The following is a 26,064-nucleotide window of genomic DNA, read 5'->3' on the forward strand; positions in this document are numbered from 1 at the left end:
GTGTGCTCCGCCTCCCTTTGCCCCGTCTCCCTTTGCCCCGCCGGGCTCGGTCGACCCGTTTGACCGGTCGGGGGACTGCGATTACCTTGACTAGAATATAGATTCTAGAGGCTTCATTCTAGGATCTCGGTGATCGGAGTCGGAACATGGACGAGGACATGGGCGTGGCCGTTCGGACCGTGGCGGAGGCCGGGCCCGGTACCGGGGAGACGTTGGCGCCGTCGGTGTTGTGGAAGGCGTTTCGGGTGTTGGGGGTCTTCAGCCACAGTCGGCGGGTGCTGACCCTCGCGCAGATCGTGCGGCGCAGCGGGCTGCCCAAGTCCACCGCGCATCGGGTGTTGGCGATGTTGGTCGAGGTCGGCGCGGTCGAGCAGCACAGCGACGGCTACCGGATGGGTCTGCGGATGTTCTCGCTCGGGGCGCTGCCTCCGGAGGTCGCGTTGCGGGACGCGGCCCTGGTGCATCTGGAGGAATTGCACCGGGTGACCGGGCAGACGCTGCACCTCGCGATCCTGCGCGAGGGGGACGCCGTGTATCTGGAAAAGCTTCGCGGTCGTCGGTACGACCGTTCCCCGGCGCTGGTCGGAGGCCGGCTGCCGGCGCGGTGCACCGCGATCGGCAAGGCGATGTTGGCGTTCTCGACGGAACGCACGCTCGCCGAGTTGTCGACCGCGCCGCCGGCACCGCGCACCGCCCGGTCGCTCACCTCGATGGTGGCCCTGCGTCGCCAACTGGCCGCCGTGCGCGTCGACGGGTACGCCGTCGACCGGGAGGAGGCCGTCGACGGGTTGGCCTGCGTGGCGGTGCCGGTACTGGTCGCGGGGCGGGCCGTTGCGGCGGTGTCGATCGCCTTCGCCGCGGCCGCGGGCAGCGGGACCGTACTGGTGGACCCGCTGCGTCGCACGGCCGCCGCCATCTTCCGGTCGATCACGGCCTCCTCGGCCGCCCACCTGATCCCGGCCGGTGGATAGGGTGGTGGCCATGGACAAGACGAGCGCCAACCGGGACCGGATCCTGGACGCGGCCGAGCGCCTGTTCAGCACCCGGGGCTATGCGAACGTCACGGTGGGCCAGGTCTGCCAGGCGTCCGGTTTCCCGGTGGGCTCGATCTACCACCACTTCACCAACAAATACGGCCTGTTGGCGGCGGTGTTCGAACGTTCCTCCGGATTGTTCTTCGAGTCGCTGCCGGCCGTGGACGACCTGCCCGGCGGCCCGCTCGACCGGCTCGGCGCGTTCTACGACGCCGCCGCGCACGTGATCGGCGACCGGGTGCTGTTCATGCGGCTGATGTTCCTGCTGCAGCTCCAGGAGGACGGGGACGGGACCATCACGCCGTTGGTGCACGAGGCCCGCCGCCGGGTGCGCACCGAGCTGATCTCGGTGATCGAGCCGGTCGCGCGCGACTGCGGAGTCCCCGACCCGCAGGAACTGGCGCTGGAACTGGCCGAGTTGACCATGTCGTTCACCGCCGGCCTGGTGGTGTTCACCGACGCGGAGACCGTCGGCATCCCCGCCGGCGTGCACCGGTTGCGCCAACTGGTCCTGGCCACCATCAGCGAGAGCGCCGGCCGACCGGCCACCGTCTCGTAGCCTGCGGTCGCCGGGTCGTCCACCGCCTACCGGAGACTCCCTACCGGAGACACCGGCGACCGGCGACCCTGGCGACCGCCGGCACCAACCCCCGCCTCGGCGTCGGCGGCGCGGGCAGGCCGAAGCGGGCCAGGAGGACCACGGTCAGCGCCACGGCCACGCCCGACCCCGACAACAGCACGATCGCGCCCTCGCGCGGCGGCCCGCCGTTCGTGGTGAACGCGGCCAGGACCGCCGCGACGAAACTGCTCGCGGCCGCGCCGCCGATCCAACGCGTCAACGCGTTCGCGCTGTTGGCCATCCCGATCCGCGACGCGGGCACGAACCGGGCCAACAGCGACGGGATCGCGGCGTATCCCAGACTCACCATCACGCCGATCGCGAAGCTCGCCGCCACCACCTGGTACGGCCGATCGTGCGCCACGGTCAGCACGCCGAACCCGCCCACCCCGGCAACCCCGGCCGCCACCAGGGTGAAGCGGGCGCCGAAGCGCACGACCGACCGGCCGCCGATCGGCGCGGCGATCATCGCCGCGATCGTCATCGGCAGCAGGTACACCACCGAGGCGGTCAGCGCCGACGCGCCGAACCCGTAGCCCGCGGACTCCGGCCGCCCGCGCACGAGTCGGGTCAGCGTCAGCACCGCCAGGTACATCACCGCCCCCACCAGCGCGGACAACACGTTCGCCACCACGATCGGGCGCCGCCGCAACAGGTCCAGCGCCAACAGCGGGTCGCGACGGCCGCGTTCGACCCGGACGAAGACCGCCAGTACGACCGCCGCGGCAACCGCCGTGGCCGGCACGGCCGGTGACGTCCAGCCCCAACTGCCGCCCTGGGACAGCGGCAACATCACCAGGACGAGACCCGTGCCCAGCACGGCGGCACCCGTGACGTCCACCCGCCCGCCATGGTCGACCACCGTCCGACGCGGCACGAAAAGCACGATCAGGAGCACCGCGCCGGCCGCCACCGCGGCACATCCCCAGAACAGCACGCGGTAGCCCGGACAAACCCGATCCAACAGGCCGGCGGCCACCGGACCCAGCCCGCCGCCCACCGCCAGTGTGCCGGACACCAGCGCCACCGCCGAGGTGAGCCGGTCGCCGCCCACCTCGCGATACAGCACGGTGACGGCCAGCGGGAACACCGCCCCCGCCGTGCCCTGCAGGGCACGCCCGAGCAGGAACAGCGGGAACGAGGAGGCGAGCGCGGACAGTACGGCGCCGAGCGTGAGCACCGCCAGGCAACACACCAGTACGCCCCGGCCGGTTCTCAGGTCGGCTATCCGGCCGAACACCGGGACGGTGACCGCCGAGGTGAGCAGGCCGGCCGTCACCGCCCAGTTCGCCGTGCCGGGCGACACATGCAACTCCGCCGCGATATCCGGCAGTACGGGGACCACGACGGCCGGTACGGCGCCCGCCACGACCCCGGCGAAGCACAGCGCGAACAACAGCGGGCCGGACCGGGTGGCCGGCGGATCCTGAAGGCTTGGCATGGCCGCACCGTGCCGGCGCCCGGCGCGGCGAAGCGTGATTCGTTCCGCCGGCCGGGACGACCGAACGCGGATGCGATGGCGATCCGGTCGCGCCGTGTGCCGCCGTCCCGGTCACCGGAACGATCCGACCCCGGTTCGGATCGCGCGACGGAGACTCACAGCCAGTGGATGCGATCGCCGCGACGCCGCGTCCGGGCCGGCGGGTGGCCTCACCGCCCGCCCGGCGGCGCGGACGTGGCGAAGCGGCGGCGAACCGGACACCCGCGCCGCGCCGCGCGCCGGACATCCACGCGCTACGCACGATCTCCAGGCGACTCACTCAACGGAGCCGAACACATGAGCAATACGATCGTCACCTCCGATGTGCCGGTGGGGGAGTACACCCTCCGGGTCAATCGCGCCGGTCAGGGCAACGCGGAGACCATTCTCTTCCTGCACGGTTCGGGCCCCGGTGCCACCGGCATGTCCAACTTCGCGGGCACCATCGAGGCTCTGTCCGACACCTACGACTGCCTGGTCGTGGACCAGGTCGGGTGGGGCGACTCCAGCCACCCCGAGCACACCCCGCCCGGCTCCCGCCTCCGCCAGAACGTCGCGGCCTGCCTGGGCCTGCTCGACGAACTGGGCCTGGAACGGGTCCACCTGGTCGGCAACTCGCTGGGCGGCGCCCTCGCGTTGCACCTGTTGGTCCGCGCTCCCGAGCGGTTCGGCAAGGCGGTGCTGATGGGCGCTGCCGGAGCGGGCAACGCGACCACACCGCAGCCGGCCATCATGCGGCTGATCACCTTCTACGACGACCCCACCGCGCGGTCGATGGCCGAGTTGATCTCGTTCATGCTGTACGACCCCACGTTGTTCGGCGACCGGCTCGACGCCGTCGCCGAGGAGCGCCTGGCGGTGGCGATCCGCCCCGAGGTGGAGCGTTCGCACCGGCAGACGTTCGCCATGGCACCGGGCGCCGGTCCCGGACTGCCCGAGATCGCCCTGAAGCGGATCACCAACGACGTGCTGCTCGTGCACGGCCGCGAGGACGTGATGGTCCCGCCCGAGGGCAGCGAGTGGTTCGCCCGCCGGATCCCCAACGCCCGCCTGTACCTGGTCCCGCAGTGCGGCCACTGGGCGCAGATCGAACAGGCCGAGCGATTCCAGGCGGTCACCCGTGCGTTCCTCGCCGGCGCCGTCTAGCCCGGTCGGAACCGGCCGCTCGCCCACCGAAAGCCCGCTAGGCGCACGGCAGTTCGAACCGAGAACCGCCGCATCTGCCGGTCGCCCAGCCGAACCGCCCCACCGAAAAGCCGTCCCCCAGCACGGTCCACCGAACAAGGGAGCAGGACCAGACCATGAGCATCGTGAGCGCCCTGGGCTACGTCGTCGTACGCGGCCCCCTGGAGGCGTGGCAGCGGTTCGGCCCCGAGATCCTCGGCTTGCAACCCGCCCCTTCGGCCGACCCGGACACCCTTCTGTTCAAGACCGACAGCCGCTCCTGGCGGCTGGCGATCGAGGCGGGCGAGCCCGCCGGCCCGCAGTCCCTGGTCGCCCTCGGCCTCGAAGTCAGGTCGGCCGACCGGCTCGAAGCCCTCGCCGACACGTTGCGCTCGGGCGGTATCGAGGTGCACGAGGACCCGGATCTGGCCGAACGCCGCCGGGTTCGCGGCCTGATCACCTTCCGCGACCCGACCGGCAACACCATCGAGGCGTACTGGGGCGCGACCGTCGACAAGAGCGGCTTCGCCTCACCACGCGGTGTCACCTTCGTCGCCGGCGAAACCGCAGCCGGCGAGATCGGCATCGGCCACACCTTCCTGCTGGCCGACGACGTCGCCAAGGCCGCCGCCTTCTACACCGACCACCTCGGCTTCCGGCTCTCCGACACGATCGCGTTCGGCCCGCAGTCCGCACACTTCCTGCACTGCAACCCGCGTCACCACTCGATCGCCCTCGCCGCGCTCCCGGGCGCACCGGCCTCGGGCCTGGGCCACCTGATGCTCGAAGTCGACACCCTGGAAGCCGTCGGCCGCGCCCTGGACGCCGTCCAGGAACAGGAGATGCCCATCCCGCTGTCCATCGGCGAACACAGCAACGACCGGATGACCTCCTTCTACGTCCGCACCCCCTCCGGCTTCGACATCGAATACGGCTACAACGGCCGGGTCATCGACGACCGGGACTGGACCGTCAGCCACTACGAGTCGCCCAGCACCTGGGGCCACCGCTTCGCCACCCCGCCCGGCCCCGGGACCGACTGACCGAGAAAGGCCCGCCATGTTCGACGTCACCGAACTGGTCCGACCCGACCAGGGACTGATCAACCCGAGCATCTACACCGACCCCGAGATCTACCAGGCCGAACTCGAACAAGTCTTCGCCCGCAGTTGGCTGTTCCTCGCCCACGACACCCAACTCCCCAAGCCGGGCAGCTTCCTGCAGACCTACATGGCCGAGGACCCGGTCCTGGTGGTCCGCCAACGGGACGGCTCAGTCAAGGCGTTCCTGAACCAGTGCCGGCATCGAGGCATGCGGATCTGCCGCGCCGACGAGGGCGTCGCCCGCGCGTTCACCTGCACCTATCACGGCTGGGGCTACAACCTGGCCGGCGAACTCGTCAACGTACCCATGCAGGACCGTGCGTACCACGACGAGATCGACAAGTCGAAGTGGGGCCCGACGCAGGTGCCGCGCCTGCACAACCACAAGGGCTTCATCTTCGGCACCTGGGACGAGAGCGCCCCCTCCTTCGAGGACTACCTCGGCGACATGGTGTGGTACTTCGACGCCCTCGCCGACCGCTACGACGAGGGCCTGACCCTGGTACCCGGCGCCACCAAATGGGTCATCGACTGCAACTGGAAGTTCGCCGCCGAGCAGTTCGCGAGCGACATGTACCACGTGCCGTCCTCGCATGCCTCCGCACTGGTCGCGCTGATCGAAGACCCGGCGGTACTCGCCGAGTTCCAGGAACAGAGTGCCGCCGCACCCGGCCGACAGTACGCCGGCAACGGCCACGGCTCGGGCTTCGGACTGCGCCCCGACCTGGTACCCACCCAGGCCGGGCCGGACTTCGACGCCTGGGTCGTGGCCAACCGCGAACAGATCTACCGCCGGATCGGCGAACAGCGGGCACTGGCCGTCAACGGACACAACACCGTCTTCCCCAACTTCTCCTGGCTGACCATCAACAACACCATGCGGGTCTGGCATCCGCGCGGACCCGGCCAGATCGAGGTCTGGTCCTGGACCTACCTGCCCAAGGACGCCGACGAGCCGGCCAAGCAGGCGGTCCGTACCAGCACCATCCGTACCTTCAGCGCCGCCGGCGTGTTCGAGACCGACGACGGCGAGAACTGGACCGAGATCCAGCAGGTCCTGCGCGGCCACCAGGCACGCAGGACCACGTTCAACGCACGGATGGGCCTGGGCCACGAACGGCACGGCACCGACGGCATGCCCGGCAGGGTCACCGACGACATGTACACCGAGATGGCCGCCCGCGGCATGTACCAGCGCTGGGCCGACCTGATGGCCGGGCTGAGCTGGGCGGAGATCGCCGAGCGGGACAACGCCCGCCGGCAGCGGGAACAGGAGGCACACCGCGGATGAGCAACATCGCCGCCACCCCACCCACGCGCACCGACGTGGATGCCGAAACCCGTTACCAAATCGAGCGCTTCCTCTACCTGGAGGCCGAACTCCTGGACGACCAGCGGTTCGATGACTGGCTGCAACTCTTCGACGACGACATCCACTACTGGCTGCCGACCCGGATGACCCGAACCGTTCGCGAACGCGACCTGGAGGTCGCCGGGCCGGACGGCGCGGCCTTCTTCGACGACGACAAGGCGTTCCTGACCGGACGGGTGCGCCGGTTGGCCTCCGGCCGCTCGTGGTCGGAGGAACCCCCTTCCAGGACCCGCCGATTGATCACCAACATCCGGCCGGTCCTGCTGGACACCGGCGAGTTCGAGGTCCGGGTCAACTTCCACGTGCTGCGCAGTCGGGCCGAACGCCACCACGACACCTTCTTCGGCGAACGCACCGACCTGCTGCGCCGTGTGCCGCAGGAGCCGGGTTTCCACATCGCCCGACGCAGGATCGTGCTGGACACCACCACGCTCCTGGCGCCGAGCATCAGCATCTTCCTATGAGCGGGATCTACCTATGAGCGAATACACCCGGGAGCCGTGGATCCGAGCCGGTCGGGTCGACGAGATCCCCGAGGATCAGGCACTGCGGCTGGACACCACCCCGCCGGTGTCGGTCTTCCGGTCCGCCGGCGAGTTCTTCTGCGTCGACGACACCTGCACCCACGAGGACTTCTCCCTCGCGGACGGCTGGGTGGAGGACGGCGCGGTGGAATGTCCGCTGCACCTGGCGAAGTTCTGCCTGCGCACCGGCGCGGCACTTGCCGCACCCGCCTTCCGGCCGTTGGCCACGCACGAGGTGCGGGTCGACGGGACGGAGGTGTACGTGCGCCTCGATCGGGACGGCGACGGCCGGATCGAGGGGCCCTGTGCGGGCGGGATCGATGCGGATGCGGACGGTTCGCACCCGGTCGGCGCGGATGTGCTCGGCTCGCGCACCGTCGGCGCGGACTCGGGCGCTCGGGACGCGGAAGGGGCCGGCCATGGGGTGGCTTGAGGGCTCGTCGATCCTGGTCACCGGCGGCGGATCCGGCGTCGGTCGGGCGGTCGTCGAACGCTTCGTCGAAGAGGGCGCGCGGGTGGTCGTGCTGGATCGCTCCGCCGAGCGACTGGCCGAACTCGCCGCCGCATTCGGTGATTCGGTTCGTACGGTGGTCGGCGACGTGACCCGCTACGAGGCCCACGAGCGTGCCTGCGCGTGCGCCGAGGAGGCGTTCGGCGGCCTGGACACCTTCGTCGGCAACGCCGGACTGTGGGACTTCGCCCGCTCGTTGACCGACACCCCCGCCGACGTCCTGGATGCCGGCTTCGACGAGTTGTTCGCGGTCAACGTCAAGGGCTACCTGTTGGGCGCGAAGGCCGCCGTACCGCTGCTGCGCAGGTCGCGCGGGAGCATCGTGTTCACCCTGTCCAACGCCTCGTTCTATCCCGGCCCCGGGGGCGGACCGGTGTACACCGCGGCCAAGCACGCGGGGCTGGGCCTGGTTCGCCAGCTCGCCTACGAACTGGCCCCGGAGATCCGGGTGAACGCGGTCGCCCCGGGCCCGATGGCGACCGGCCTGAGCGGACCGAGGGCGATGGGACTGGCGGACACCACGATCGCCCGGGAGGTGCCGATCGACCGCATCGTGACCGAGCACTCCGCGCTCGGCGTGGCGGTGCGCGCCGAGGACGGCGTCGGGCCGTACGTGCTCCTCGCCGCACGCGAGTCGGCGACCACGACGGGAGCGGTGATCGACATCAGCACCACCGGCATCCCGCGCCGGCGCCCCGCCCCCGGAGCACAGGCCGGGTGACCCGCCGCGATTGACGGTCCGAACGCGTCGACCGGCGTGCCCATTCGGCACGCCGGTCGACGCGTTGTGCGTGGGTCGGCACCGGGCCTCGTCCGGGGACACCGTGCGGCGTGCGCGAGCGTTGTGGTCCGCGGACAACCGCCTTCACCGGCACCGCTGTTGGGGCAAGGGACTTCCGGCCCGGGGAGCACGGTCGGACGCGAAGGCCGCCCCGCCCACGACGCAGTGTCGCGGGCGGGGCGGCCTTCGCCTCGGGGTTGCCGGGTTACGGTACTTCCTTGCTGCTCGCGATGCTCGTGCCGGCCGTGTGGGGTGGGCGGGTCTCGGGGCGGGATCGGAGCCGGGCCGCCAAGGGGCCGGGTGCGGTGGAGGGTTTGGCCAGGGCCCGCAGGTCGGTCGTGGGGGAGGCCAGCGCGGCGGCGTCCACGGGCAGGCGACGTTCGATGAGCGCGCGTGCGGCGCGCAGTTCGCGCGGACGGTCCAGGCCGGCGGCGGCGATCAGCACTCCCGCGCGGGTCCAGAAGCCGAGGAAGCCGCCGTCCGCCGGCCCGCCCGCCTCGGCCGGGTCCACCGGGTCCACCACGTTCGTGGCCTCGACGCGCAGGACGAACTCGTCGCCGGGGGCCGGGCGTCCGTACATCTGCAGGGTCCGGCCGTACTGTTCGGAGTAGAAGTAGGGCAGCGCGGTGTGGCTCTCCGGGACACCGGCGAGCACGGCGCCGGCGACCGCGCCCTGCTGCACGGCGTTGTCCCAGTGCTCGATCCGGCCCCGGGCGGGCAGGTGCGGATGCGGCTGGTTGGTGGCGTCGCCGGCGGCGAGGATCCACGGCACGCTGGTGTGGCAGTGCCGGTCGACGACGATGCCGTCCTCGCAGAGCACGCCGGCGGCCTCGGCGAGCGCGGTGTCGGGCCGCACCCCGACCCCGACCACCACGGTCGCGGCCGGCAACATCCGTCCGTCGGTCAGCCGGACCCCGGTGACGTGGGTCGTGCCGGTGAACGCGGTCACCGACACCGAGGTCAGCAGCCGCACCCCGGCACGCTCGTGCAGCGCGGTCACCCGCGATGCCAACACCGGGCCGAGCGGACCCGCCAACGGTTGGGCGCCCGTCTCGACCACGGTGACGTCCAGGCCCGCCTCGCGCGCGACCGCGGCGACCTCCAGGCCGATGAAGCCGCCGCCGACCACGACCACCGGCCCGCCGGCGCGCAGCCGGGCGGCGAGGGCTCGGGCGTCGCGCACGTCCCGCAGGGTCAGTACGCCGGGCAGTTCGGCGCCCGGCACCGGCAGGGTGCGCGCGAGCACGCCGGTGGCCAGCAGCACCCGATCGGCGTACAGCGTCTGCCCGTCGTCCAGTTCGACGGCCCGACGGTCGGGATCCAGGGCCAGGACACGGGTGGCCGGCAGCAGGGTGATGCGTTGCTCGGCATACGCCTGCCGGGGCAGGATCGCATGCAGGAAGGCGTGCTCGCCGCCGGCCAACGCCTTCGACAACGGCGGTCGCTCATAGGGGAGCTCGTCGCCCGCCTCGACGACGGTGACGCGCCCGGCGAAGCCGTGCCGGCGCAGGGCGAGCGCGGCGGAGATGCCGGCCGCGCTCCCTCCGACGATGACCAGGTGCTGCGTCTCGTCGCCCATGTGTACCTCCGGTCTCCCCGTCCCGCACGGGACGGAAGGCCGCAAGGCTATGAACGGATCCCGCCCCGCACAGCGGACCGTTCCGACGGCCGGAACACGTCCGTGCACTGCCCGGGCTTTCCCCACGCGGGGCGGGACGGCGCCATCGGCCGGGCGGAGCCGAGGGTCGGCGGCACGCCCGGATCCGGAATGCGCCCCGGCCCGGTACGCCCGGGACGCCGCCCCCCACCCGGAGCAAGCACCGGCTTCGCCGGCCGCGCCCGGTGCGGCGGCGCCCCTGTGCGAGCGAGGACCCGCGACGACCTCGCGGGAGCGGTTCGCGTGGGCGCCGACAATGGCCCGGCCCGGCTTCGGGTGGGACGCGTGGGGAGCGCGCATCGACGGCGGCCCGTGACTTCGTAGGGTTGGACATGCGTCCGGTTCGCGGACGCCTGTCCGTTGCGTGGGCCCACGGGGTCGTCCGCGGGCGGAACGGATCGGCACGACGAGGAGTCGGGGATGGCAAGGCGTCAGCAGGAGATCTCGGAGGAGACGCGCAGGCGTCTGGTGGAGGCCGCGTTCGAGCTCGTCGCGGACGGCGGGGCCGCGGCCATGTCGATCCAGGCGGTGGCGAACGGGTCGGGGATCAGTCGGGGCTCGGTGGCCTGGCATTTCGGGTCGAAGGACGGCCTGTTGGTGGCCGTGGTGGAGGAGGCGTTCCGCCGCGGTACCGAGTTCCTCGAGGCCCGACTCGCCGAGGGGCCGCCCGGCGCGGCGGCGCTGACCGCGGCCAACTTCGCGTTGATGTCGCGGCCCGAGGCCCGGATCTACGCCACGTTGCTGCTGGACGCGGTGAGTCGGGAGTCCGCGGTGGGACGGGCGTATGCCGGGCAGTATGTCGCGCTGCGCCGGATGTACGCGGACTATCTGCGCGAGGTGACCCCCTCGGTCACGGACGGCCTGGACCCCGATGCGGTGGCGGTGGCGATGCTCGGTACGAGCCTGGGCATCAACCTCCAGCATCGGCTGGATCCCGCGGCGGTCGATCGGGCCGAGGCGGTCCGGGCGGTGGAGACGATCTACTCCCGGGCGCTGCCCACCGCCCCGGGCGGAGCCGCGCCTCGGGGCTGACCGAACCGGATCGCCCCGTCGATCACCTGCCGGCCGACACTTGCTGTGTTGATCGTCCAAGTTTATGTTGGGTGTCCAACGAAAGGCAGGTGTCGTCGCCATGCAGTTGATCGATCTCACCAGAACGCTGGATCCGGCCGACCGCGACCGGCTACCGGAGGAACTGCGCGCGCTGGCGGGGGTGGTGGCGCCGGAGGTGACGTACGCGCACCCGGCCGGTGACGGCCGGCAGGAATTCGCCCGGGCCATGGGGTGCCGGATCGAGGACCTGCCGGACGGCGAGGGATGGGGCTCGGAAACCCTCGCCGACTTCAGCTCCCACCTGGGCACGCACGTCGACGCGCCGCTGCACTACGGCTCGACGTGCGAGGGTCGCCCCGCGCGCACCATCACCGACATCGCCCTGGACGAACTGTGGTGCGAGGCGATCGTGCTCGACCTGCGCGACCGCTGCCGGCCGAACACCGCGATCCCGGTCGCGGCGCTGCGCGCGGCCGTCGAGGACACCGGCGCCGAGGTGCCCCCGGGCGGAGCGGTGCTGTTGCGCACCGGCCAGGAGGGCTTCGGGCCGGGCGACCCGGAGTTCTTCCGCTATCCGGGGATGAGCCGCGAGGGAACCCTGTTCCTGGCCGACCTGGGCGCCAAGGTCCTCGGGTCGGACGCCGCCGGCTGGGACCTGCCGTTCGGCGTGATGGCGCACGCCTTCCGCGAGAGCGGCGACAACGCGGTGCTGTGGGACGGGCACCGGGCCGGCCGCGAACGCGAGGTCTTCATCGTCCAGCAACTCACCAATCTGGCCGCCCTTCCCTCGGCCCGATTCAAGGTGGCGTTCTTCCCGCTGAAGCTGGCTCGGGCCAGTGCCGCCCCCGCCCGCGTCGTCGCGTTCGTGTGACCCCGACCCTTTCGCCAGGAGGCCCATCGTGAAACTCGCCACCGTCGCCTACGACGCGACCGACCACGCGGCCGTGGTGCTGGAGGACGGACAACGCCTCGTCCTCCTGGACCGCGCCGGCTACGTCCTGCCCGCAAACGCCGCGCCGTTGCTGCGTTCGGTCCTGGACGTCATCGAGGGCGGCGACCGCGCCCGGGAGGCCATCGACCGCGTCCTCGCCGACCCGCCCGAGGCGGCCGTCGTCGACATGGCACACGTTCGCTGGCGCTCGCCGCTGCCGAACCCGCCGCAGATCCGCGACTTCGGCGGCTTCATGGACCACTTCCGCAACGCCCGAGCCCGGATCGAGGGCGTGCCCGTACACAGCGTCGAACTGTCCCGGGTGCAACAGGAGCGCCCGCTGTACTACATCGCCAACCGCCTCGCGATCGCCGGCCACGAGAACGAGGTGCGCTGGCCCGCGTATTCGACGGTGCGCGACTACGAACTGGAGTTCGCCTGCGTCCTGGGTCGCGGCGGCACGGACATCCCCCGCGAGCGGGCCGCCGAACACATCTTCGGCTACACCATCTTCAACGACTTCACCGCGCGCGACACCCAACGCGAGGAGATGGCCACCGGACTGGGCCTGAGCAAATCCAAGGACTTCACCGACGCGAACGTGCTCGGCCCCTGGATCGTCACCGCCGACGAACTGACCGACCCCTACCGGCTGTCCATGGTGGCCCGGATCAACGGCACCGAGGTCAGCCGGGGCACCAGCGCCGACATGGATCACACCTTCGCCGACATGATCGCGTTCGCCTCCACCTCCACCCGGCTGTACCCGGGGGAGGTGTTGTGCTCGGGAACGGTGCCCACCGGCTGCGGGATCGAACACGGCCGATTCCTGGAACCCGGCGACACCGTCGAACTGGAGGTCTCCGACATCGGCGTCCTGCGCAACACGGTGGTGACCGCGTGACCGCGTCCGCAGGCACCGACGACGTGCTGATCACCGGCGTCGGCTGCACCCCGTTCGGTCGGCACGTCGACCGCACCGCCGCCGAACTCGCCGGATCGGCCGTCACCGACGCACTGGGCGACGCGGGTGTCGCCCGCCACGAGATCGGCGCCGTCTTCTACGCCAACGTCAGCCAGAAGGCACTCGAGGGACAACACATGATCCCCGGCCAGGTGGCCCTGCGCCCGCTGGGCCTGGACCGGGCCCCGGTGATCAACGTCGAGAACGCCTGCGCCGGCGGGGCCACCGCCCTGTGGCTGGCCATCGCGCACGTACGCGCCGGCATGTCCGACACGGCCCTGGCCGTCGGCGTCGACAAACTGGTGTGCGCCGACGCGGCACGCGGACTGGCCGTCTTCGACGGCGCCTTGGACGTGCACCGCCGCGAGGAGACGCTCGCCGGACTGCGCGCCCTGGCCCCGGAGGACACGCCGTCGGGCACCGAAGCGGCCCCCGGCGCCGGCGAGCGGTCGGTGTTCATGGACATCTACGCCTCCCTGGCCCGCGCCCACATGCGCCGCTTCGGCACCACCCGCGAACAGTTGGCCGCCGTCGCCGCCAAGAACCACGCGCACTCCGTGCACAACCCCCGCGCGCAGTTCCGCAAGTCCTTCACCGTCGACCAGGTCCTCGCCGCACGCGAGGTGGCCCGGCCGCTCACCGTGCCGATGTGCTCGCCCGTCAGCGACGGGGCAGCCGCCGTCGTGGTGACGCGCGCCGCCGCCGCGCGGGCCCGGACCAGCGGCAACGCGCGAGCCGTCCGCGTCCTGGCCAGTGCCCTCGTCTCCGGGAGCGACCGCGCCGCCGACCTGGTCGAGCAGCACATCGGCCGCCGCGCCGCCCTCGCCGCATACGAACAGGCGGGCCTGGGACCCCGGGACGTCGACGTCGCCGAAGTCCACGACGCCACCGCGTTCGGCGAGATCCAACAAGTCGAGAACCTCGGCTTCTGCGCCATCGGCGCCGGCGGCCCCTGGTCGTCGTCCGGCGCCGGCGCGCTCGGCGGCCACCTGCCGATCAACCCGTCCGGCGGCCTGGAATCGCGCGGACACCCGGTATCGGCCACCGGCCTCGCGCAGATCTTCGAACTGGTCACCCAACTGCGCGGCGAGGCCGGCCCCCGCCAGGTCCCCCGCGCCCGGATCGCCGTCGCGGAGAACGGCGGCGGATTGTACGGCATCGAGGAAGCCGTCGCCGCCGTCACCATCCTGGGAGGCACCCGATGACCAGCACACCCGACGGCTTCGACGCCGTGCACCACGACGCCGGCTATGCCCGACTGGTGCTGTCCGCGCTGCGTCGCCACCCCGACCGCGAGGCGTTCCGGTGGCACGAGGACGGTCGGCGGCACACGCTCACCTACCGTGCCACCGCCGACCGCATCGAACGCGTCGCCGCCGTACTGGGGCGGCACGGGCCGGCCCCCGACCGCGCGGTGGCCCTGCTCACCGGACCCCGACCCGAGGCGTTCACCGTCATGGTCGCCGCGTGCCTGGCGGGCGTCCGGTTCACCGCGCTGCACCCGCTCGGCAGCAGCGAGAACGACGCGTACGTGCTCCGCGACAGCGGCGCCGACCTGCTCGTCGTCGACGACACCCGATTCGCCGACCGCGCCGCCGCGGCGAGCGCCGGCACCAGGGTCCTGACCCTGTCCGAACTCGCCGACCTGGCCGAGCACATCGTCCCCACACCCCGAGACCCACGCGGACCCGCCCGCTACCTCTTCTACACCGGCGGCACCACCGGCGAACCCAAAGGCGTCGTCCTCGGCGACCGTTCCCTCACCGCCAACGCCTGGGCCGGTACCACGTGGGCCTGGCCCGAGCGCACCACCTTCCTCGTCACCACGCCCATGTCGCACGCCGCCGGCCTGCTGATCGCCCCCGGACTGCTGCGCGGCGCGACCTTCGTGATCCATCCCGGGTTCGACCCGGACCGCGTCCTGGACGCCATCGAGCACGAGGGCGTCAACACCACGTTCGTGGTGCCCACCATGCTCTACACGCTCCTCGACCACCCGCGTACCCGGACCGCCGACCTGTCCGCCCTGGCCTGGATCCTCTACGGCGCCGCGCCCACCAGCCCGACCCGATTGCTCCAGGCCCGGGACCGGTTCGGGCCGATCCTCAGCCAGCACTACGGCCAGGCCGAGGCGCCCAACGCGCTGACCGTGCTCGACCCCGACGAGCATCGCGACGACGACCTCGCCGTCCTGGCCTCGTGCGGACGCCCCATCCCGGGAACCGAGATCGTGCTGCTCGACCCCGACGGCCACCCGGTCGCGGCCGGCGAACCGGGCGAGATCTGCGTACGCGGCCCGCTGGTCATGGACGGCTACTGGAACAAACCCGACCAGACGCGCGCGGCGCTTCGCGACGGGTGGCTGCACACCGGCGACATCGCCCGAGCCGACCCGTCGGGCCGGCTGACCATCGTCGATCGCCTCAAGGACGTGATCATCACCGGCGGATTCAACGTCTACCCGCGCGAGGTCGAGGACGTCCTCGCCGAGCACCCGGCCGTCGCGTACTGCGCCGTCTACGGAGAACCCGACCCGCACTGGGGCGAGGCGGTCGCCGCCGCCGTCGTGCTGCATCCCGGCCACGACGTCTCCGCCGGCGAACTCGCCGACCACGTACGCCGGGCCAAGGGCGGCGTCTGGACGCCCAAACACATCAGCCTGCGCGAGACACTGCCGCTCACCGCTCTCGGCAAGGTCGACAAGAAGGCACTGCGGGCGCAGTGAACCGCAGGGCGCGACACCCGCCCGACAGGACCACGTCCACGCGGCGCGCTCGAGACACGTACGCCTTCCCGGCCCGGGTCGTCCCGACCGCGCACACCCGAGCGGCCCGGCGACGGACGCGGTGGGACGGTCGAAGTGCGTGCCGCGGCCGGCATGTCGGTGCGGATCGCTTGGATCCGCCACCGGTCGCCGGTCCGGCCCTGCCGGTGTCCGGCCACACCGGCGGCCGGCGCGCCGCGTGGTCGGTGCCCGGTGGCTCTCGCCGAGGTCGATGTCGAGGGTCCGGATGGGGCTGCCCGGGTGTCGATATCATCGCCGGGTGAATACCGGAGCCGTCAGGAGTCTGGGCCGTGGGCTGGACGTGCTGCTTGCCGTGGCCGCCGGCGGGGGTCCGGCGACGTCGACGGAGATCGCCGAGCGGTTGGGACGCAACCGGGTCCAGGTGTCCCGCACGCTGCACAGCCTGGAGGCGGCGAGTGTGCTCACTCGGGATCCCGACACGCTTGCCTATGCGCTGAGTTGGCAGCTCTACAGCCAGGCGACCCGCGCGGTCGGGGCGCGGCTGCGCGCCGAGGGGCCGGCGATCCTGCGTGAGGCGGTGGCGGCGACCGGGGCGAGTGCGTTCCTGGCCGAGGTGCGCGGGGACGGCTCGGTGGCCTTCCTGGAGGAGGTGCCCTCGGGCCTGTCGTGGGTGGGCCGTTCGTATCCGCTGTACTGCGACGACGCGGGTCAGGCGCTGCTGTGGGACTGCAGCCGCGAGGAACTGGAGATCGTGTTCGCCGACACCGAGTTCATCGCCCACGGACCCGCGGCGCCGAGCGGAGTGGCCGAGTTCGAGGCACGGTTGATCGCGGCCCGCGAGCGTGGCTACGCGGTCGTGGACGGGGAGTCGGAGCCGGGCGTGTTCGCCGTCGCCGCCCCGGTGCGGGACTTCTCCGGCGAGGTCGTCTGCGCGCTGCACACCGAGGGACCCTCGGCCCGGCTGGCCCCGCTGGCGGAACGGCACGGCGCGGTGATCCGGGATCTGGCCGATCGGCTCTCTACGCTGCTCGGCCGGCCGCAGCCCTGACCTCCAGCGCGGCGGCCGCCGCGCGCACCGATGCCGCGATCTCGGCGGACCGGCCGGCCAGCCTGAAGCGCGGCACGGCGAGACTCAGCGCGGCCACGATCGTGTCGGACTCGTCCCGTACGGCGGCCGAGAAGTCCACCACGTCGTGCTCGAATTCGCGGTCCGCGATCACCACTCCCGCCGCCCGGGCGGTCGCGTTGTAGCCGGCCAGCGTGGCGATGTCGCGGGCCGCCCGCGGGCCGCCGCCGACGAATTCGACGCCACCGAGCAACGCGGCGAGTTCCTGCTCGGAGTGATCGAGCAACAACGCCCGCCCCGGCCCGGTGCACCAGATCGGCGTCAGGGCCCCGGGCGCCGCCGCAACGTACGACGACCAGTGGCTGAGCTGGCTCTCCACCGTGAGCACCATGCCCTGGGACGGCACCGAGAGCCAGGCCGGCTCGTGCCAGCGCGCCACCAGACCCCGCAGCGGCGGTCGGGCGGCGACCAGCAGGGGTCGGTCGGCCGCCGCCTCGGCCAGTGCGAAGAAGGCGGGGCCGATGCGCCAGCCGCGTCCTTGCTCGTCGCGCTCGACGAGGTCCAGCGCGGCCAGGTCCTTGAGCATGCGGGACGCCTGGGCCGCGTCGACGCCGATCAGTTCGGCGAGTCGGACATTGCCCGGGTAGCCGGCCGAGCCCAGTTCCGCGGCGAGGACCGCGTGCAGGAGGGCGAGGCCCTTGTCGAAGGTCGTGGTCACCGCACCACCCTAGCGCGATCAATTTACGCATGAGTCATTGACGATTGTGAACGCGACTCTCCATGATTGCGGCACCCCACCACGAAGGAGGCCGCATGACGACGGCCGACCCACCCCAATCCCGCCGCGTGCTGCGGCGCTTCCACGTGCTGGCCATGCTGTTGTGCGCGATCGTCGGCCTGGACACCCTGGGCTCGGTGGCCGCGAACGGCCCCGAGGGACTGACCTGGCTGGCCGTGCTCGGGCTGCTGTTCTTCGCGCCCTACGGACTCCTGATCGCCGAACTCGGGTCCGCCTTCCCGGACGAGGGCGGACCCTACGTCTGGACCAAACTGGCCTTCGGCCGCTTCACCGCCGGCCTCAACCAGGTCTTCTACTGGATCTCCAACCCGGTCTGGATCGGCGGCTCGCTGTGCGTGACGGCGATCGCCACGTTCGAGAGCTTCTTCCACCCGCTGCCGGGCGCCTGGCAGTACCTGGCCGGCGCGCTCTTCGTCGGGGCGGCCGGTCTCGCCGTGCACGCGTCCGTCGTGGTCGGCCGCTGGGTCCTGGTGGCCGGAGCGGTCGCCCGGATCGTGCTCCTGGGCTTCTTCGTCGTCTCACTGACCGTCTTCGCGCTGCGCAACGGCGTGCAGCCGCTGTCGCCCGGCGACTACACCCCCACCTATCTGGGTCTGGTCGCGCTCGCCCCGGTCATCGCCTTCAACTACATGGGTTTCGAGGTGCCCAGCGCGGCCGCCGGCGAGATGGCCGACCCCAAACGGGACGTACCCGCGGCGCTGTTGCGCGGCGGCCTGCTCTCCCTCGTGCTGTACGGCGTCCCGATCCTGGGCACCCTGCTGGTGCTGCCCCGCGACCAACTCGGCTCGCTGACCGGATTCATCGACGCCTGCCGTGCGGTCTTCACCGTGTACGGCGGTCACGTCGCCGACGACGGCACCGTCGTACTCACCGGCGCCGGCGCCGCACTCGCCAAAGTGGCGGCGGCCGGCCTGATCGTCGGCCTGCTCACCAGTGGCACCGCGTGGGCCATGGGCCTGAGCCGGGCCCAGGCGGTGGCCTGCGCGGACGGCGCCGGACCGCAGTGGCTGGGCACGATCTCCGCCCGACGCGGCACTCCGACGCGGGTCAATCTGCTGTCCACCGCGATCGCCGCCGTGGTGATGCTGGCCGCGATCGGCCTCAGCGACGGCGACGCGCAGAAGTACTTCACCGCCGGCATCGGCCTGGCGATCTCGGCAACCGCGATCTCCTACCTGCTGACGTTCTCCTCCTTCCTGGTGCTGCGCCGCAAGTACCCCGACGTACACCGCCCCTACCGGGTCCCCGGCGGTCGCGCGGGTGCCCGGACGGCGACCGCCCTGACCGTCGGCACGATGTCGTTCACCGTGGTCGCCCTGATCTGGCCGGGACTGGGCGTCGGGTGGTTCGGCACCTCGGGCGACCCGGCCGACTACCTGCCCGCCGGCTTCGAGGGGCACCGAGCGGCCTACACCGCCACGCAACTCGTCCCGATCGTGCTCATCGTCGGCCTCGGTTGCCTCCTCCACGCCCTCGGCGCGCGCCATCGCCGCACCCTCGCCGCCGCCGCGCCCTCGTCCGCTTCCCCCGCCACGTCCACCCTCCCCGGCTGAGGAGCCACCGTTGAAGTTCCCCGACCACGCCGAAATCATCGTCCTGGGCGGCGGTACGGCGGGCTGCGTCGTCGCCGGCCGCCTCGCCCGCCGGCATCGGGTGCTCGTCCTGGAGGCGGGCCCCGACTACGGGCCGGACCGCGCCGCCTGGCCCGCCGACCTGCTGGACGCCACCACCCTGCCGACCTCGCACGACTGGGGCTATCGCGGACCTCGGCACGCCTTCGAGCGCTGCCGCGCGATCGGGGGCTGCTCGACCCACAACGGCTGTACACAAAGCAGCGGATGGGCCGGCGACTACGACGCGTGGGCAGCGGCCGGCTCCCCCGGCTGGGACTCGGCCTCCCTGCGACCGTTCTTCGACCGGGCCGCCGCGGCCATGCGGTTGCGGACCTATCGGCAGGACGAGATCCAACCGTTCCAGCAACACTTCATCGCGGCGGGCGCGGCGCTCGGCCTGCCCGTCCGCAACGACTTCGACGACCTCGCCGGCGGGCTCGGCATCGGCTGCGCACCGGTCAACATCACCCCCGACGGCGTGCGCGTCAACACGGCCTTCGGCTACCTCGATCCCGTTCGCGAACAGGGCAACCTCACCGTGATCGGCGGCGTGCAGGCCGATCGCATCGTGCTGGACAACGGCCGGGCGGTGGCGGTGGACGTCATCCACGACGGCCGCCGGCACCGGATCCGCGCCGACCTCGTGGTGCTCGGCGCCGGTGCCTACGGCAGCCCCGAGGTACTGCTGCGTTCCGGCATCGGTCCGGCCGCCCACCTCGCCGAGGTCGGCGTCGAGGTGCGGCACGACCTCCCGGGAGTGGGCGAGAACCTGCACGATCATCCGTCGATTCAGCTCGAGTTCGCCGGATCGGCGGAACTTGCCGCCGACCTGGCCCGGTTCGCCCGGGCCCGGATGTTGCCGGACGAACAGGCCCTGGCCAAGCTCCGCTCGCCCTACGCCGGCGAGGCCCCCTACGACCTGCACGTCTACCCCTGGACCGAACGCGACGCGACGACGGAGCACGGCTGGCGCTGCATCGTGCCGGTCGCGCTGCTGCGGCCCCGGTCCCGGGGCTCGGTACGACTGCGCTCGGCCGACCCGTACGCCCTCGCCCGGGTCGACCACGCCTACCTGACCCGGCCGGAGGATGTCCAGGCCCTCGCCCACGGCCTGGACTGGACAAGGGAGTTGCACCTGTCCCCCTACCTGGGCCCGGCGCTGCTCACCCCCGACGGCGACATCCACGACTGGATCAAGGCGAAGCACCAGCACTACTGGCATCCGGCGGGCAGTTGCCGGATGGGGCCGGCCGACGATCCGTCGGCCGTCGTCGACCACACCGGCAGGGTGCACGGGCTTCAGGGCCTCCATGTCGCCGACGCCTCCATCTTCCCCGACATCCCCCGTAGTACCCCCGCCCTGCCGACCACGGTGGTCGGCGAGCGGGTGGCCGCCTTCATCGAGGAGACCCTGTGACCCACCAGGACGTTGTAGACCCGCGCACCGGCGAGGTCTACCACCGCATGCCCACCGCGTCGTCCACGGAATCGACCGACGCGGTCCGCGCGGCCGCCATCGCGTTCGAGACCTGGCGGTCCGTCACCCCGGGGGAGCGGCAGGACGTGCTCCTGGCCCTGGCCGACGCGATCGTCGAGCAGGCGCCGGAACTGGCCGCCGCCGAGTGCCGCAACACGGGCAAGGACCACGCGGAGGTGCTGGAGGAGGAGATCCCCGCCGCCGTGGACGTGCTGCGCTTCATGGCCGGCGCGGCGCGCGGCGTCCCGGGGCCGACGGCCGGGGAGTACGTGCGCGGATACTCCTCGCAGGTGGCCCGCGAACCGGTGGGAGTCTGCGCGCTGATCACGCCGTGGAACCACCCGCTGGGATCGGCGGTCGACAAGCTCGCACCGGCACTGGCCGCGGGGAACACCGTCGTGCTCAAGCCCGCGGAAACCACCCCCATGAGCACCCTCCTGCTCGGCGAGATCTGCAACCAGGTGCTGCCGCCCGGCGTGGTCAACGTGGTCTGCGGTGATCGCGACACCGGCCGGGCCCTGGTCGTCGACCCGCTGACGGCCCTGGTCTCCCTCACCGGAAGCACCCGTGCGGGCGCCGAGGTCACCACCGCGGCCGGTCTCGCCGGCATCAAACGGCTCCACCTGGAACTGGGCGGCGACGCACCCGCGATCGTGCTCGCCGACGCCGACTTGGCCGAGGCGGCCGAGGGCATCGCGGAAGCCGCCTTCTACAACGCGGGCCAGGACTGCACTGCCGCATGCCGAGTACTGGTCGCCGCCGAGGTGCACGATCGACTGGTCGCGCTGCTGGCCGAACGCGCGGCCCGGACCGAGGTCGGCCCGCTGAACAGCCGGGCGCACCTGTCCCGGGTCGCCGCCTACCTGGAGGGTCTGCCCGAGCACGCCACCGTGGTCACCGGAGGCACCCCGACCCCCGGGCCCGGCTTCTTCTTCCCGCCGACCGTGGTGACCGGGGTGCGCCAGGACGACGCGATCGTGCAGCACGAAGTCTTCGGCCCGGTTCTCACCGTCCAGCCGTTCACCGACGAGGACGACGCGATCCGGCTGGCCAACGACGTGCCCTTCGGCCTGGCGGCATCCGTGTGGAGCCGTGACGCGGCGACGGGCGCCCGACTGGCCCGGCGCATCGACGCGGGCACGGTGTGGATCAACTGCCACGGCGTGTACGCGACCGAAATGCCGCACGGCGGCTTCAAGCACTCCGGATACGGCAAGGACCTGTCGATCCACGCGCTGGACTCCTACTCCCGGATCAAGCACGTGATGAGCAGGACCACGTAACGCCCGGAACCCGAGCCGCCCGAGCCACTCCCGGGCCCCGGCGCCCGGCGGGCCGTCTCCGGCACGGAGGCGGCGCGCCGGGCGGGCGGTCGCGCTGCGGCCGGCCCCCGTCGGCGCCGATTCGGAAAGTCCGAACGAAACCCCTTGCGCAATGGTCAAGAAGTGTTGACCATTACTCGCATGCCTACGGACGATCTCCCCGAGACGATTCACGTCACCACCGACGAGCAGTTGCGCGCCGTCTCCAATCTCACGCGTCACCGGATCATGGCCGTGCTCCGCTTCGAGCCGGCGACGATCACCCAGATCGCCTCGCGGGTCGGCCTCGCGAAGGGGAGTTCCAGCTATCACGTGCGGCTGCTGGAGCGGGCCGGCCTGGTGAAGGTGGTGCGCACGCGGAAGGTGCGGGGGGTCACCGAGCGGTATTACGCGATGGCCGCGCGGTCGATCGTGCTCCCGGATCCGGGCGAGGGAGGGCCGGATGTGCTGATGCGGCATGCGGTGGCGGACCTGGAGGCGTCGCCGGTGGACGGTGAGCGGCACGTGCGGATGGCGCATCTGCGGCTCACCGAGGAGCAGTTCGCGGAGCTGGGGGCGCGGCTGGATGCGCTGGCGGACGAGTACCGGGAGCTGTCCGATCCGTCGCTGCCGGACGCGTCACTCGTCTTCGCACTGTTCCACCCGGCAGTGCGCGAGCAGACCGAGGGGGACGCCAAGTGACCTCGGACGCAAGGAAGTTGCCGACCGGGTTCGGACGGCTGTGGACTGCGCAGACGGTGTCCTCGCTCGGGGACGGGGTGTCGCATGCCGCGTTGCCGCTGCTCGCGTTGACGTTGACGCGGGACCCGATGGCGCTCGCCGTCGTCACGGCCGCGGGCACGCTGCCGTGGTTGCTCTTCGGGGTGCTCGGCGGTGCGCTGGTGGACCGCTGGGACCGTCGGCGCACGATGTGGGTCGCGGACACGGCACGTGCGGTGCTGCTCGCCTTCCCGGCGACGGCGGCCGTGCTCGACGTGCTGAGCATTCCACTGCTCGCGGCCGTCGCCTTCCTGCTCGGCGTCGGCGGCCTCTTCTTCGACACGGCAGCCACGGCCTATCTGCCCGATCTGCTCCGCCGCGATCCCGCACTCCTGGAACGCGCCAACTCCCGCCTGCGCGGCACCCAGATCGCCGCGTCCGGCTTCGCCGGGCCGCCTGCGGGCAGTGCGCTGCTCGCGCTCGGGCGGGCGCTGCCGCTGCTCGCCGACGCGGTGTCGTTCATGCTCTCCGCACTGCTCGTACGTACGCTGCCCGCCATGCCCCGGCCCGAGCCGGAGGCCCGCGAGTCGCTGCTCCGGCAGGCGCGGGCCGGGGCCTCGTACGTCTTCCGGGACCGGTTGTTGCTCGGGCTCGCGCTTCGCCCGGCGATCGGGAACGTCGCCTTCCTCGCCGTGGAGACCGTCCTCGCCCTCTTCGCGCACGATCGCCTCGGCATCGACACCTACGGCTTCGGCCTGCTCCTCACGGCGGAGGCCACCGGCGGCCTGCTCGGCGCGGGCATCGCCTCCCAGCTCGGCCGACGACTCGGCACCGGCACGGCACTGACCTGCACCGCCGCCGTCGAGGGGCTTGCCATCCTGGGCCTGGCCGCCGCCCCGAACCCGTACGTCGCCGGCCTGGCGCTCGCCGTCTGCGGAGCGGGCATGGGCGCCACGATGGTGCTCGGCCCCTCCCTCCGGCAGGCGATCGTCCCGGCCCACCTCATGGGCCGGGTCGCCTCCACCTCCCGGATGCTGGCCATGTGCGCCGCCCCGTTCGGGGCCCTCCTCGGCGGTTGGCTGGCCACTGCCTACGACGTCCGCACCCCGCTCTACGCCGCCGCCGTCCTGCTCCTGACGATGACGGCCGTCACGGCATCCATGACCGGCAACCGCCGGGTCGAAGCGGCGCTGCGTGCCGCCGCCCTCGCCGACGGCCCGGATCGCCCGGAACCCGGGGGTCCCGTTCGGGAGGGCAGCGTGCAGGCCCCCGCGACGTCGTCGAGCCTGGGCTGACCCCAACTCGGCGTTCCTCGTCTCGGCTCGAAGCGACGGGCGCCCGGCCTCCATGGGATGCAACGCGTGGCCCGACGACCGACGTTGGGTCAGGGCAGGTGGGTGATTTCCACCGTCAGGGGGCCGGCGGCTTCGGTGAGGCCCGTCTCGGTTGCGCACGGAGGTTTCGGCAGGGGAGAGAGGGTTCGGGTGGTGACGGTCGTGGCGCCGGCGAAGCGTCCGGAGAGGATCTTTCCCTTGAAGACCGCCGCCCGCCTGCCGCCGACCGGGCTCTCGACGCCACCGGATTCCTCGAGAGTGCTGCTCCCGCCGTCGTCCCAGGTGATGGTCGTCTCCCGGGTGCGAGTACCCCCGACGCAGGTCATCACCCCCGACATCGTGGAGGTCACGCGGCCCGAGGCGGGCAGCGAGTCGCCGAACGGCAGACACGAGGTCAGCTCGCCCTCGCCTCGGCCGGCGACCTGACGCGGCGTCGCGTTCAACCCCGGCGCGAACGCCTCGGTCTGGAACCCGGTGCAGACCTGCACCACGGGCACCGGCAGCGCGGGCGCGGTGAGCCCGGCGGGACTTGCGGTGCCCGCCGCGGTGAGCACCAACACGGCCGGAAGGCAGGCGAGTCCCCTGCCGAGGAGTTGCGTGGGGTTCATGGGTCGACCTCGCAGACGGACGCGGCCGTGGTGGGGACGGCGGGGCGCGTGCGCCGTCCGCCATGGCAGCGAGAGTGGGACATGGCAGGCACTGCGATCTTGCAACGACGCAGGTCCGCATGGGGTTACGGGTGTTCACTCGGAAGGACGAAGCGGAGTGCGGGGGCCTCGGGAGGCGGGGGCGAAACGTCTTGTCGTCACCGAACTCCCCACCCCCCACCGCCACTACCAGGATTCCCGGGCCTGCGGGTGGACGTAGTGGCCGGTCGTGGGGTGATGGCGCGTGGCCATGGCCCACACCACGGAGCCTGGTGGACCTCGCCAAGGACGAGAGCGACCGGCGGCACAAGCTCGTACACATCACCGAGGCGGGGCGGGAAACCGGCCGTGCCGGGGATGTCGACCGCAGGGTGTCGGGAAGGCGGATCGTGGTGAGGAGGCCGCCGCCGGGGCGGGGGGTGAGGTCGACGGTGCCGTGGTGGGCTCGGACGATGCTGTGCACGATGGCCAGTCCGAGGCCGACGTGTTCGTCGGTGCGTACACGCTCGGTTCCGCGTCGGACGCGATCTCGCTGATCGGGGGTCGGGCGTGCGCGCGTCTGCGGTCCAGCGCCCGCAGCCGCATGACGAGTTCGCGAAGCTCGAACGGTTTGGTCGGGTAGTCGTCGGCGCCGAGCCCGAACCCGGAGGCCTTGTCGTCGATCCGGTCGGCGGCGGTGACCATGAGGATCGGGATGCCGCTGCCGGACGCCACGATGTGCCTGGCGATCTCGTCGCCGGAGGGGCCGGGGATGTCGCGGTCGAGGACCGCGAGGTCGTAGGAGTGGACGGCGAGCAGTTCGAGGGCGGAGTCGCCGTCGCCGGCGATGTCCGCGGCGATCCCCTCCACTCGCAGGCCGTCACGGATCGCCTCGGCGAGGTAGGGCTCGTCCTCCACGATCAGCACGCGTATGCCTGAACCCTAAGCGGCACGGCATATCGCCGACGCATGCAAACCGGGCCGGTGTCGGTGGTCCTCTCGCCACTTCCCGGCCCGGTGACCGTGACCTCGTCCACCTCCGGCACGACTCCCGAGGACGCCGGCGCCTGGGACCGAACCGAACAACCCACCGCGACGGCGGATTTGCGCCAACGACACCGAGGCCGCCAACGCCGCGCCCCGCACCGCGAGTTCGTCGCCCGACGCCCGAGTCCGACGGTGCGATGTC

At 72.1% G+C, this 26,064-nt stretch carries 23 protein-coding genes and 1 pseudogene; 19 read left to right on the forward strand and 5 right to left on the reverse strand.

Annotated features, from left to right (window positions below; genetic code table 11):
- The first annotated feature begins 146 nt into the window (after positions 1 to 146).
- Together ACH4U8_RS12820 and ACH4U8_RS12825 are read left to right on the forward strand one after the other, a co-directional pair.
- Complete coding sequence (locus tag ACH4U8_RS12820; protein WP_395777510.1) at positions 147 to 971, forward strand: IclR family transcriptional regulator; 825 nt, start codon at positions 147 to 149, stop codon at positions 969 to 971.
- Between the two features lie 10 nt (positions 972 to 981).
- Positions 982 to 1,593, forward strand: coding sequence for a TetR/AcrR family transcriptional regulator (locus ACH4U8_RS12825; protein ID WP_360322943.1), 612 nt, complete (start codon positions 982 to 984; stop codon positions 1,591 to 1,593).
- A gap of 40 nt (positions 1,594 to 1,633) precedes the next feature.
- On the opposite strand, the gene ACH4U8_RS12830 is transcribed toward ACH4U8_RS12825, so the two are convergent.
- A complete protein-coding gene (locus ACH4U8_RS12830) occupies positions 1,634 to 3,094 on the reverse strand; it encodes an MFS transporter (RefSeq protein WP_395777512.1) in 1,461 nt (486 codons plus the stop codon).
- A gap of 336 nt (positions 3,095 to 3,430) precedes the next feature.
- Between ACH4U8_RS12830 and ACH4U8_RS12835 the strand changes: the two genes are divergently transcribed.
- From ACH4U8_RS12835 to hcaB, 6 genes are all read left to right on the forward strand, one after another.
- On the forward strand, positions 3,431 to 4,279 hold the full coding sequence (locus ACH4U8_RS12835; RefSeq protein ID WP_395777514.1) for an alpha/beta fold hydrolase: 849 nt from the start codon (positions 3,431 to 3,433) through the stop codon (positions 4,277 to 4,279).
- Between the two features lie 155 nt (positions 4,280 to 4,434).
- A complete protein-coding gene (locus ACH4U8_RS12840) occupies positions 4,435 to 5,340 on the forward strand; it encodes a VOC family protein (RefSeq protein WP_395777516.1) in 906 nt (301 codons plus the stop codon).
- A 16-nt stretch (positions 5,341 to 5,356) separates the two neighbouring features.
- Complete coding sequence (locus ACH4U8_RS12845) at positions 5,357 to 6,691, forward strand: aromatic ring-hydroxylating dioxygenase subunit alpha (RefSeq protein ID WP_395777518.1); 1,335 nt, start codon at positions 5,357 to 5,359, stop codon at positions 6,689 to 6,691.
- Positions 6,688 to 7,236 carry an aromatic-ring-hydroxylating dioxygenase subunit beta gene (locus ACH4U8_RS12850; RefSeq protein ID WP_395777520.1) on the forward strand — a complete coding sequence of 183 codons (549 nt, stop codon included), beginning with the start codon at positions 6,688 to 6,690 and terminating at the stop codon, positions 7,234 to 7,236. Before ACH4U8_RS12845 ends, ACH4U8_RS12850 begins: the two co-directional genes overlap by 4 nt.
- A 13-nt stretch (positions 7,237 to 7,249) precedes the next feature.
- Positions 7,250 to 7,729, forward strand: coding sequence for a bifunctional 3-phenylpropionate/cinnamic acid dioxygenase ferredoxin subunit (locus tag ACH4U8_RS12855; protein ID WP_395777522.1), 480 nt, complete (start codon positions 7,250 to 7,252; stop codon positions 7,727 to 7,729).
- The gene (gene hcaB, locus ACH4U8_RS12860; RefSeq protein ID WP_360322929.1) at positions 7,716 to 8,528 is read left to right on the forward strand and encodes a 3-(cis-5,6-dihydroxycyclohexa-1,3-dien-1-yl)propanoate dehydrogenase; all 813 of its coding nucleotides are present in this window, start codon (positions 7,716 to 7,718) and stop codon (positions 8,526 to 8,528) included. The genes ACH4U8_RS12855 and hcaB overlap by 14 nt, the downstream gene beginning before the upstream one ends.
- 265 nt (positions 8,529 to 8,793) lie before the next feature.
- Here hcaB and ACH4U8_RS12865 read toward each other — a convergent pair whose 3' ends face one another.
- On the reverse strand, positions 8,794 to 10,167 hold the full coding sequence (locus tag ACH4U8_RS12865; protein WP_395777524.1) for an NAD(P)/FAD-dependent oxidoreductase: 1,374 nt from the start codon (positions 10,165 to 10,167) through the stop codon (positions 8,794 to 8,796).
- Positions 10,168 to 10,665: 498 nt separating this feature from the next.
- Here ACH4U8_RS12865 and ACH4U8_RS12870 point away from each other — a divergent pair, with 498 nt between their 5' ends.
- The 6 genes from ACH4U8_RS12870 to ACH4U8_RS12895 all read left to right on the forward strand — a co-directional run bounded on the left by ACH4U8_RS12870 (position 10,666) and on the right by ACH4U8_RS12895 (position 16,987).
- Positions 10,666 to 11,277 carry a TetR/AcrR family transcriptional regulator gene (locus ACH4U8_RS12870; protein ID WP_395777526.1) on the forward strand — a complete coding sequence of 204 codons (612 nt, stop codon included), beginning with the start codon at positions 10,666 to 10,668 and terminating at the stop codon, positions 11,275 to 11,277.
- A 100-nt stretch (positions 11,278 to 11,377) separates the two neighbouring features.
- Positions 11,378 to 12,169: a cyclase family protein gene (locus ACH4U8_RS12875; RefSeq protein ID WP_395777528.1), complete on the forward strand. Its 792-nt coding sequence runs from the start codon at positions 11,378 to 11,380 to the stop codon at positions 12,167 to 12,169.
- 28 nt (positions 12,170 to 12,197) lie between these two features.
- On the forward strand, positions 12,198 to 13,133 hold the full coding sequence (locus ACH4U8_RS12880; protein WP_395777530.1) for a fumarylacetoacetate hydrolase family protein: 936 nt from the start codon (positions 12,198 to 12,200) through the stop codon (positions 13,131 to 13,133).
- Positions 13,130 to 14,398, forward strand: a complete 1,269-nt coding sequence (locus ACH4U8_RS12885) for a thiolase family protein (protein ID WP_395777531.1) — start codon at positions 13,130 to 13,132, stop codon at positions 14,396 to 14,398. The genes ACH4U8_RS12880 and ACH4U8_RS12885 overlap by 4 nt, the downstream gene beginning before the upstream one ends.
- Positions 14,395 to 15,918: an AMP-binding protein gene (locus ACH4U8_RS12890; RefSeq protein ID WP_395777533.1), complete on the forward strand. Its 1,524-nt coding sequence runs from the start codon at positions 14,395 to 14,397 to the stop codon at positions 15,916 to 15,918. The genes ACH4U8_RS12885 and ACH4U8_RS12890 overlap by 4 nt, the downstream gene beginning before the upstream one ends.
- Positions 15,919 to 16,237: 319 nt before the next feature.
- On the forward strand, positions 16,238 to 16,987 hold the full coding sequence (locus ACH4U8_RS12895; protein ID WP_360322915.1) for an IclR family transcriptional regulator: 750 nt from the start codon (positions 16,238 to 16,240) through the stop codon (positions 16,985 to 16,987).
- Here the strand turns inward: ACH4U8_RS12895 and ACH4U8_RS12900 are convergent.
- A complete protein-coding gene (locus tag ACH4U8_RS12900; RefSeq protein ID WP_360322913.1) occupies positions 16,959 to 17,723 on the reverse strand; it encodes an IclR family transcriptional regulator C-terminal domain-containing protein in 765 nt (254 codons plus the stop codon). The two genes, ACH4U8_RS12895 and ACH4U8_RS12900, sit on opposite strands and share 29 nt — an antisense overlap.
- A 95-nt stretch (positions 17,724 to 17,818) precedes the next feature.
- On the opposite strand from ACH4U8_RS12900, the gene ACH4U8_RS12905 reads away from it, so the two are divergent.
- The 5 genes from ACH4U8_RS12905 to ACH4U8_RS12925 all read left to right on the forward strand — a co-directional run bounded on the left by ACH4U8_RS12905 (position 17,819) and on the right by ACH4U8_RS12925 (position 24,210).
- The gene (locus ACH4U8_RS12905; protein WP_360322911.1) at positions 17,819 to 19,357 is read left to right on the forward strand and encodes an APC family permease; all 1,539 of its coding nucleotides are present in this window, start codon (positions 17,819 to 17,821) and stop codon (positions 19,355 to 19,357) included.
- Between the two features lie 10 nt (positions 19,358 to 19,367).
- Complete coding sequence (locus ACH4U8_RS12910; protein ID WP_395777535.1) at positions 19,368 to 20,834, forward strand: GMC family oxidoreductase; 1,467 nt, start codon at positions 19,368 to 19,370, stop codon at positions 20,832 to 20,834.
- A complete protein-coding gene (locus ACH4U8_RS12915; protein ID WP_395777537.1) occupies positions 20,831 to 22,177 on the forward strand; it encodes an aldehyde dehydrogenase family protein in 1,347 nt (448 codons plus the stop codon). Before ACH4U8_RS12910 ends, ACH4U8_RS12915 begins: the two co-directional genes overlap by 4 nt.
- A gap of 180 nt (positions 22,178 to 22,357) precedes the next feature.
- Entirely contained in the window at positions 22,358 to 22,897 is a 540-nt protein-coding gene (locus tag ACH4U8_RS12920; RefSeq protein ID WP_395777539.1) for an ArsR/SmtB family transcription factor, read from the forward strand.
- Positions 22,894 to 24,210, forward strand: a complete 1,317-nt coding sequence (locus ACH4U8_RS12925) for an MFS transporter (RefSeq protein WP_395777541.1) — start codon at positions 22,894 to 22,896, stop codon at positions 24,208 to 24,210. Before ACH4U8_RS12920 ends, ACH4U8_RS12925 begins: the two co-directional genes overlap by 4 nt.
- 89 nt (positions 24,211 to 24,299) lie before the next feature.
- On the opposite strand, the gene ACH4U8_RS12930 is transcribed toward ACH4U8_RS12925, so the two are convergent.
- The gene (locus ACH4U8_RS12930) at positions 24,300 to 24,857 is read right to left on the reverse strand and encodes a hypothetical protein (RefSeq protein ID WP_395777543.1); all 558 of its coding nucleotides are present in this window, start codon (positions 24,855 to 24,857) and stop codon (positions 24,300 to 24,302) included.
- Between the two features lie 561 nt (positions 24,858 to 25,418).
- Positions 25,419 to 25,808, reverse strand: a pseudogene (locus ACH4U8_RS12935) (response regulator); the annotation flags it as partial.
- Positions 25,809 to 26,064 lie beyond the last annotated feature (256 nt).

The organism is Embleya sp. NPDC020886 (assembly GCF_044333915.1).
Taxonomy (GTDB): Bacteria; Actinomycetota; Actinomycetes; order Streptomycetales; family Streptomycetaceae; genus Embleya.

What these genes read in the sequence shown, in the direction of transcription:
- ACH4U8_RS12820 (WP_395777510.1), top strand. Translation starts at nt 147, where the DNA reads ATGGACGAGGACATGGGCGTGGCCGTTCGGACCGTGGCGGAGGCCGGG.
- ACH4U8_RS12825 (WP_360322943.1), top strand. Translation starts at nt 982, where the DNA reads ATGGACAAGACGAGCGCCAACCGGGACCGGATCCTGGACGCGGCCGAG.
- ACH4U8_RS12830 (WP_395777512.1), bottom strand. Translation starts at nt 3,094, where the DNA reads ATGCCAAGCCTTCAGGATCCGCCGGCCACCCGGTCCGGCCCGCTGTTG.
- ACH4U8_RS12835 (WP_395777514.1), top strand. Translation starts at nt 3,431, where the DNA reads ATGAGCAATACGATCGTCACCTCCGATGTGCCGGTGGGGGAGTACACC.
- ACH4U8_RS12840 (WP_395777516.1), top strand. Translation starts at nt 4,435, where the DNA reads ATGAGCATCGTGAGCGCCCTGGGCTACGTCGTCGTACGCGGCCCCCTG.
- ACH4U8_RS12845 (WP_395777518.1), top strand. Translation starts at nt 5,357, where the DNA reads ATGTTCGACGTCACCGAACTGGTCCGACCCGACCAGGGACTGATCAAC.
- ACH4U8_RS12850 (WP_395777520.1), top strand. Translation starts at nt 6,688, where the DNA reads ATGAGCAACATCGCCGCCACCCCACCCACGCGCACCGACGTGGATGCC.
- ACH4U8_RS12855 (WP_395777522.1), top strand. Translation starts at nt 7,250, where the DNA reads ATGAGCGAATACACCCGGGAGCCGTGGATCCGAGCCGGTCGGGTCGAC.
- hcaB (WP_360322929.1), top strand. Translation starts at nt 7,716, where the DNA reads ATGGGGTGGCTTGAGGGCTCGTCGATCCTGGTCACCGGCGGCGGATCC.
- ACH4U8_RS12865 (WP_395777524.1), bottom strand. Translation starts at nt 10,167, where the DNA reads ATGGGCGACGAGACGCAGCACCTGGTCATCGTCGGAGGGAGCGCGGCC.
- ACH4U8_RS12870 (WP_395777526.1), top strand. Translation starts at nt 10,666, where the DNA reads ATGGCAAGGCGTCAGCAGGAGATCTCGGAGGAGACGCGCAGGCGTCTG.
- ACH4U8_RS12875 (WP_395777528.1), top strand. Translation starts at nt 11,378, where the DNA reads ATGCAGTTGATCGATCTCACCAGAACGCTGGATCCGGCCGACCGCGAC.
- ACH4U8_RS12890 (WP_395777533.1), top strand. Translation starts at nt 14,395, where the DNA reads ATGACCAGCACACCCGACGGCTTCGACGCCGTGCACCACGACGCCGGC.
- ACH4U8_RS12905 (WP_360322911.1), top strand. Translation starts at nt 17,819, where the DNA reads ATGACGACGGCCGACCCACCCCAATCCCGCCGCGTGCTGCGGCGCTTC.
- ACH4U8_RS12920 (WP_395777539.1), top strand. Translation starts at nt 22,358, where the DNA reads ATGCCTACGGACGATCTCCCCGAGACGATTCACGTCACCACCGACGAG.
- ACH4U8_RS12930 (WP_395777543.1), bottom strand. Translation starts at nt 24,857, where the DNA reads ATGAACCCCACGCAACTCCTCGGCAGGGGACTCGCCTGCCTTCCGGCC.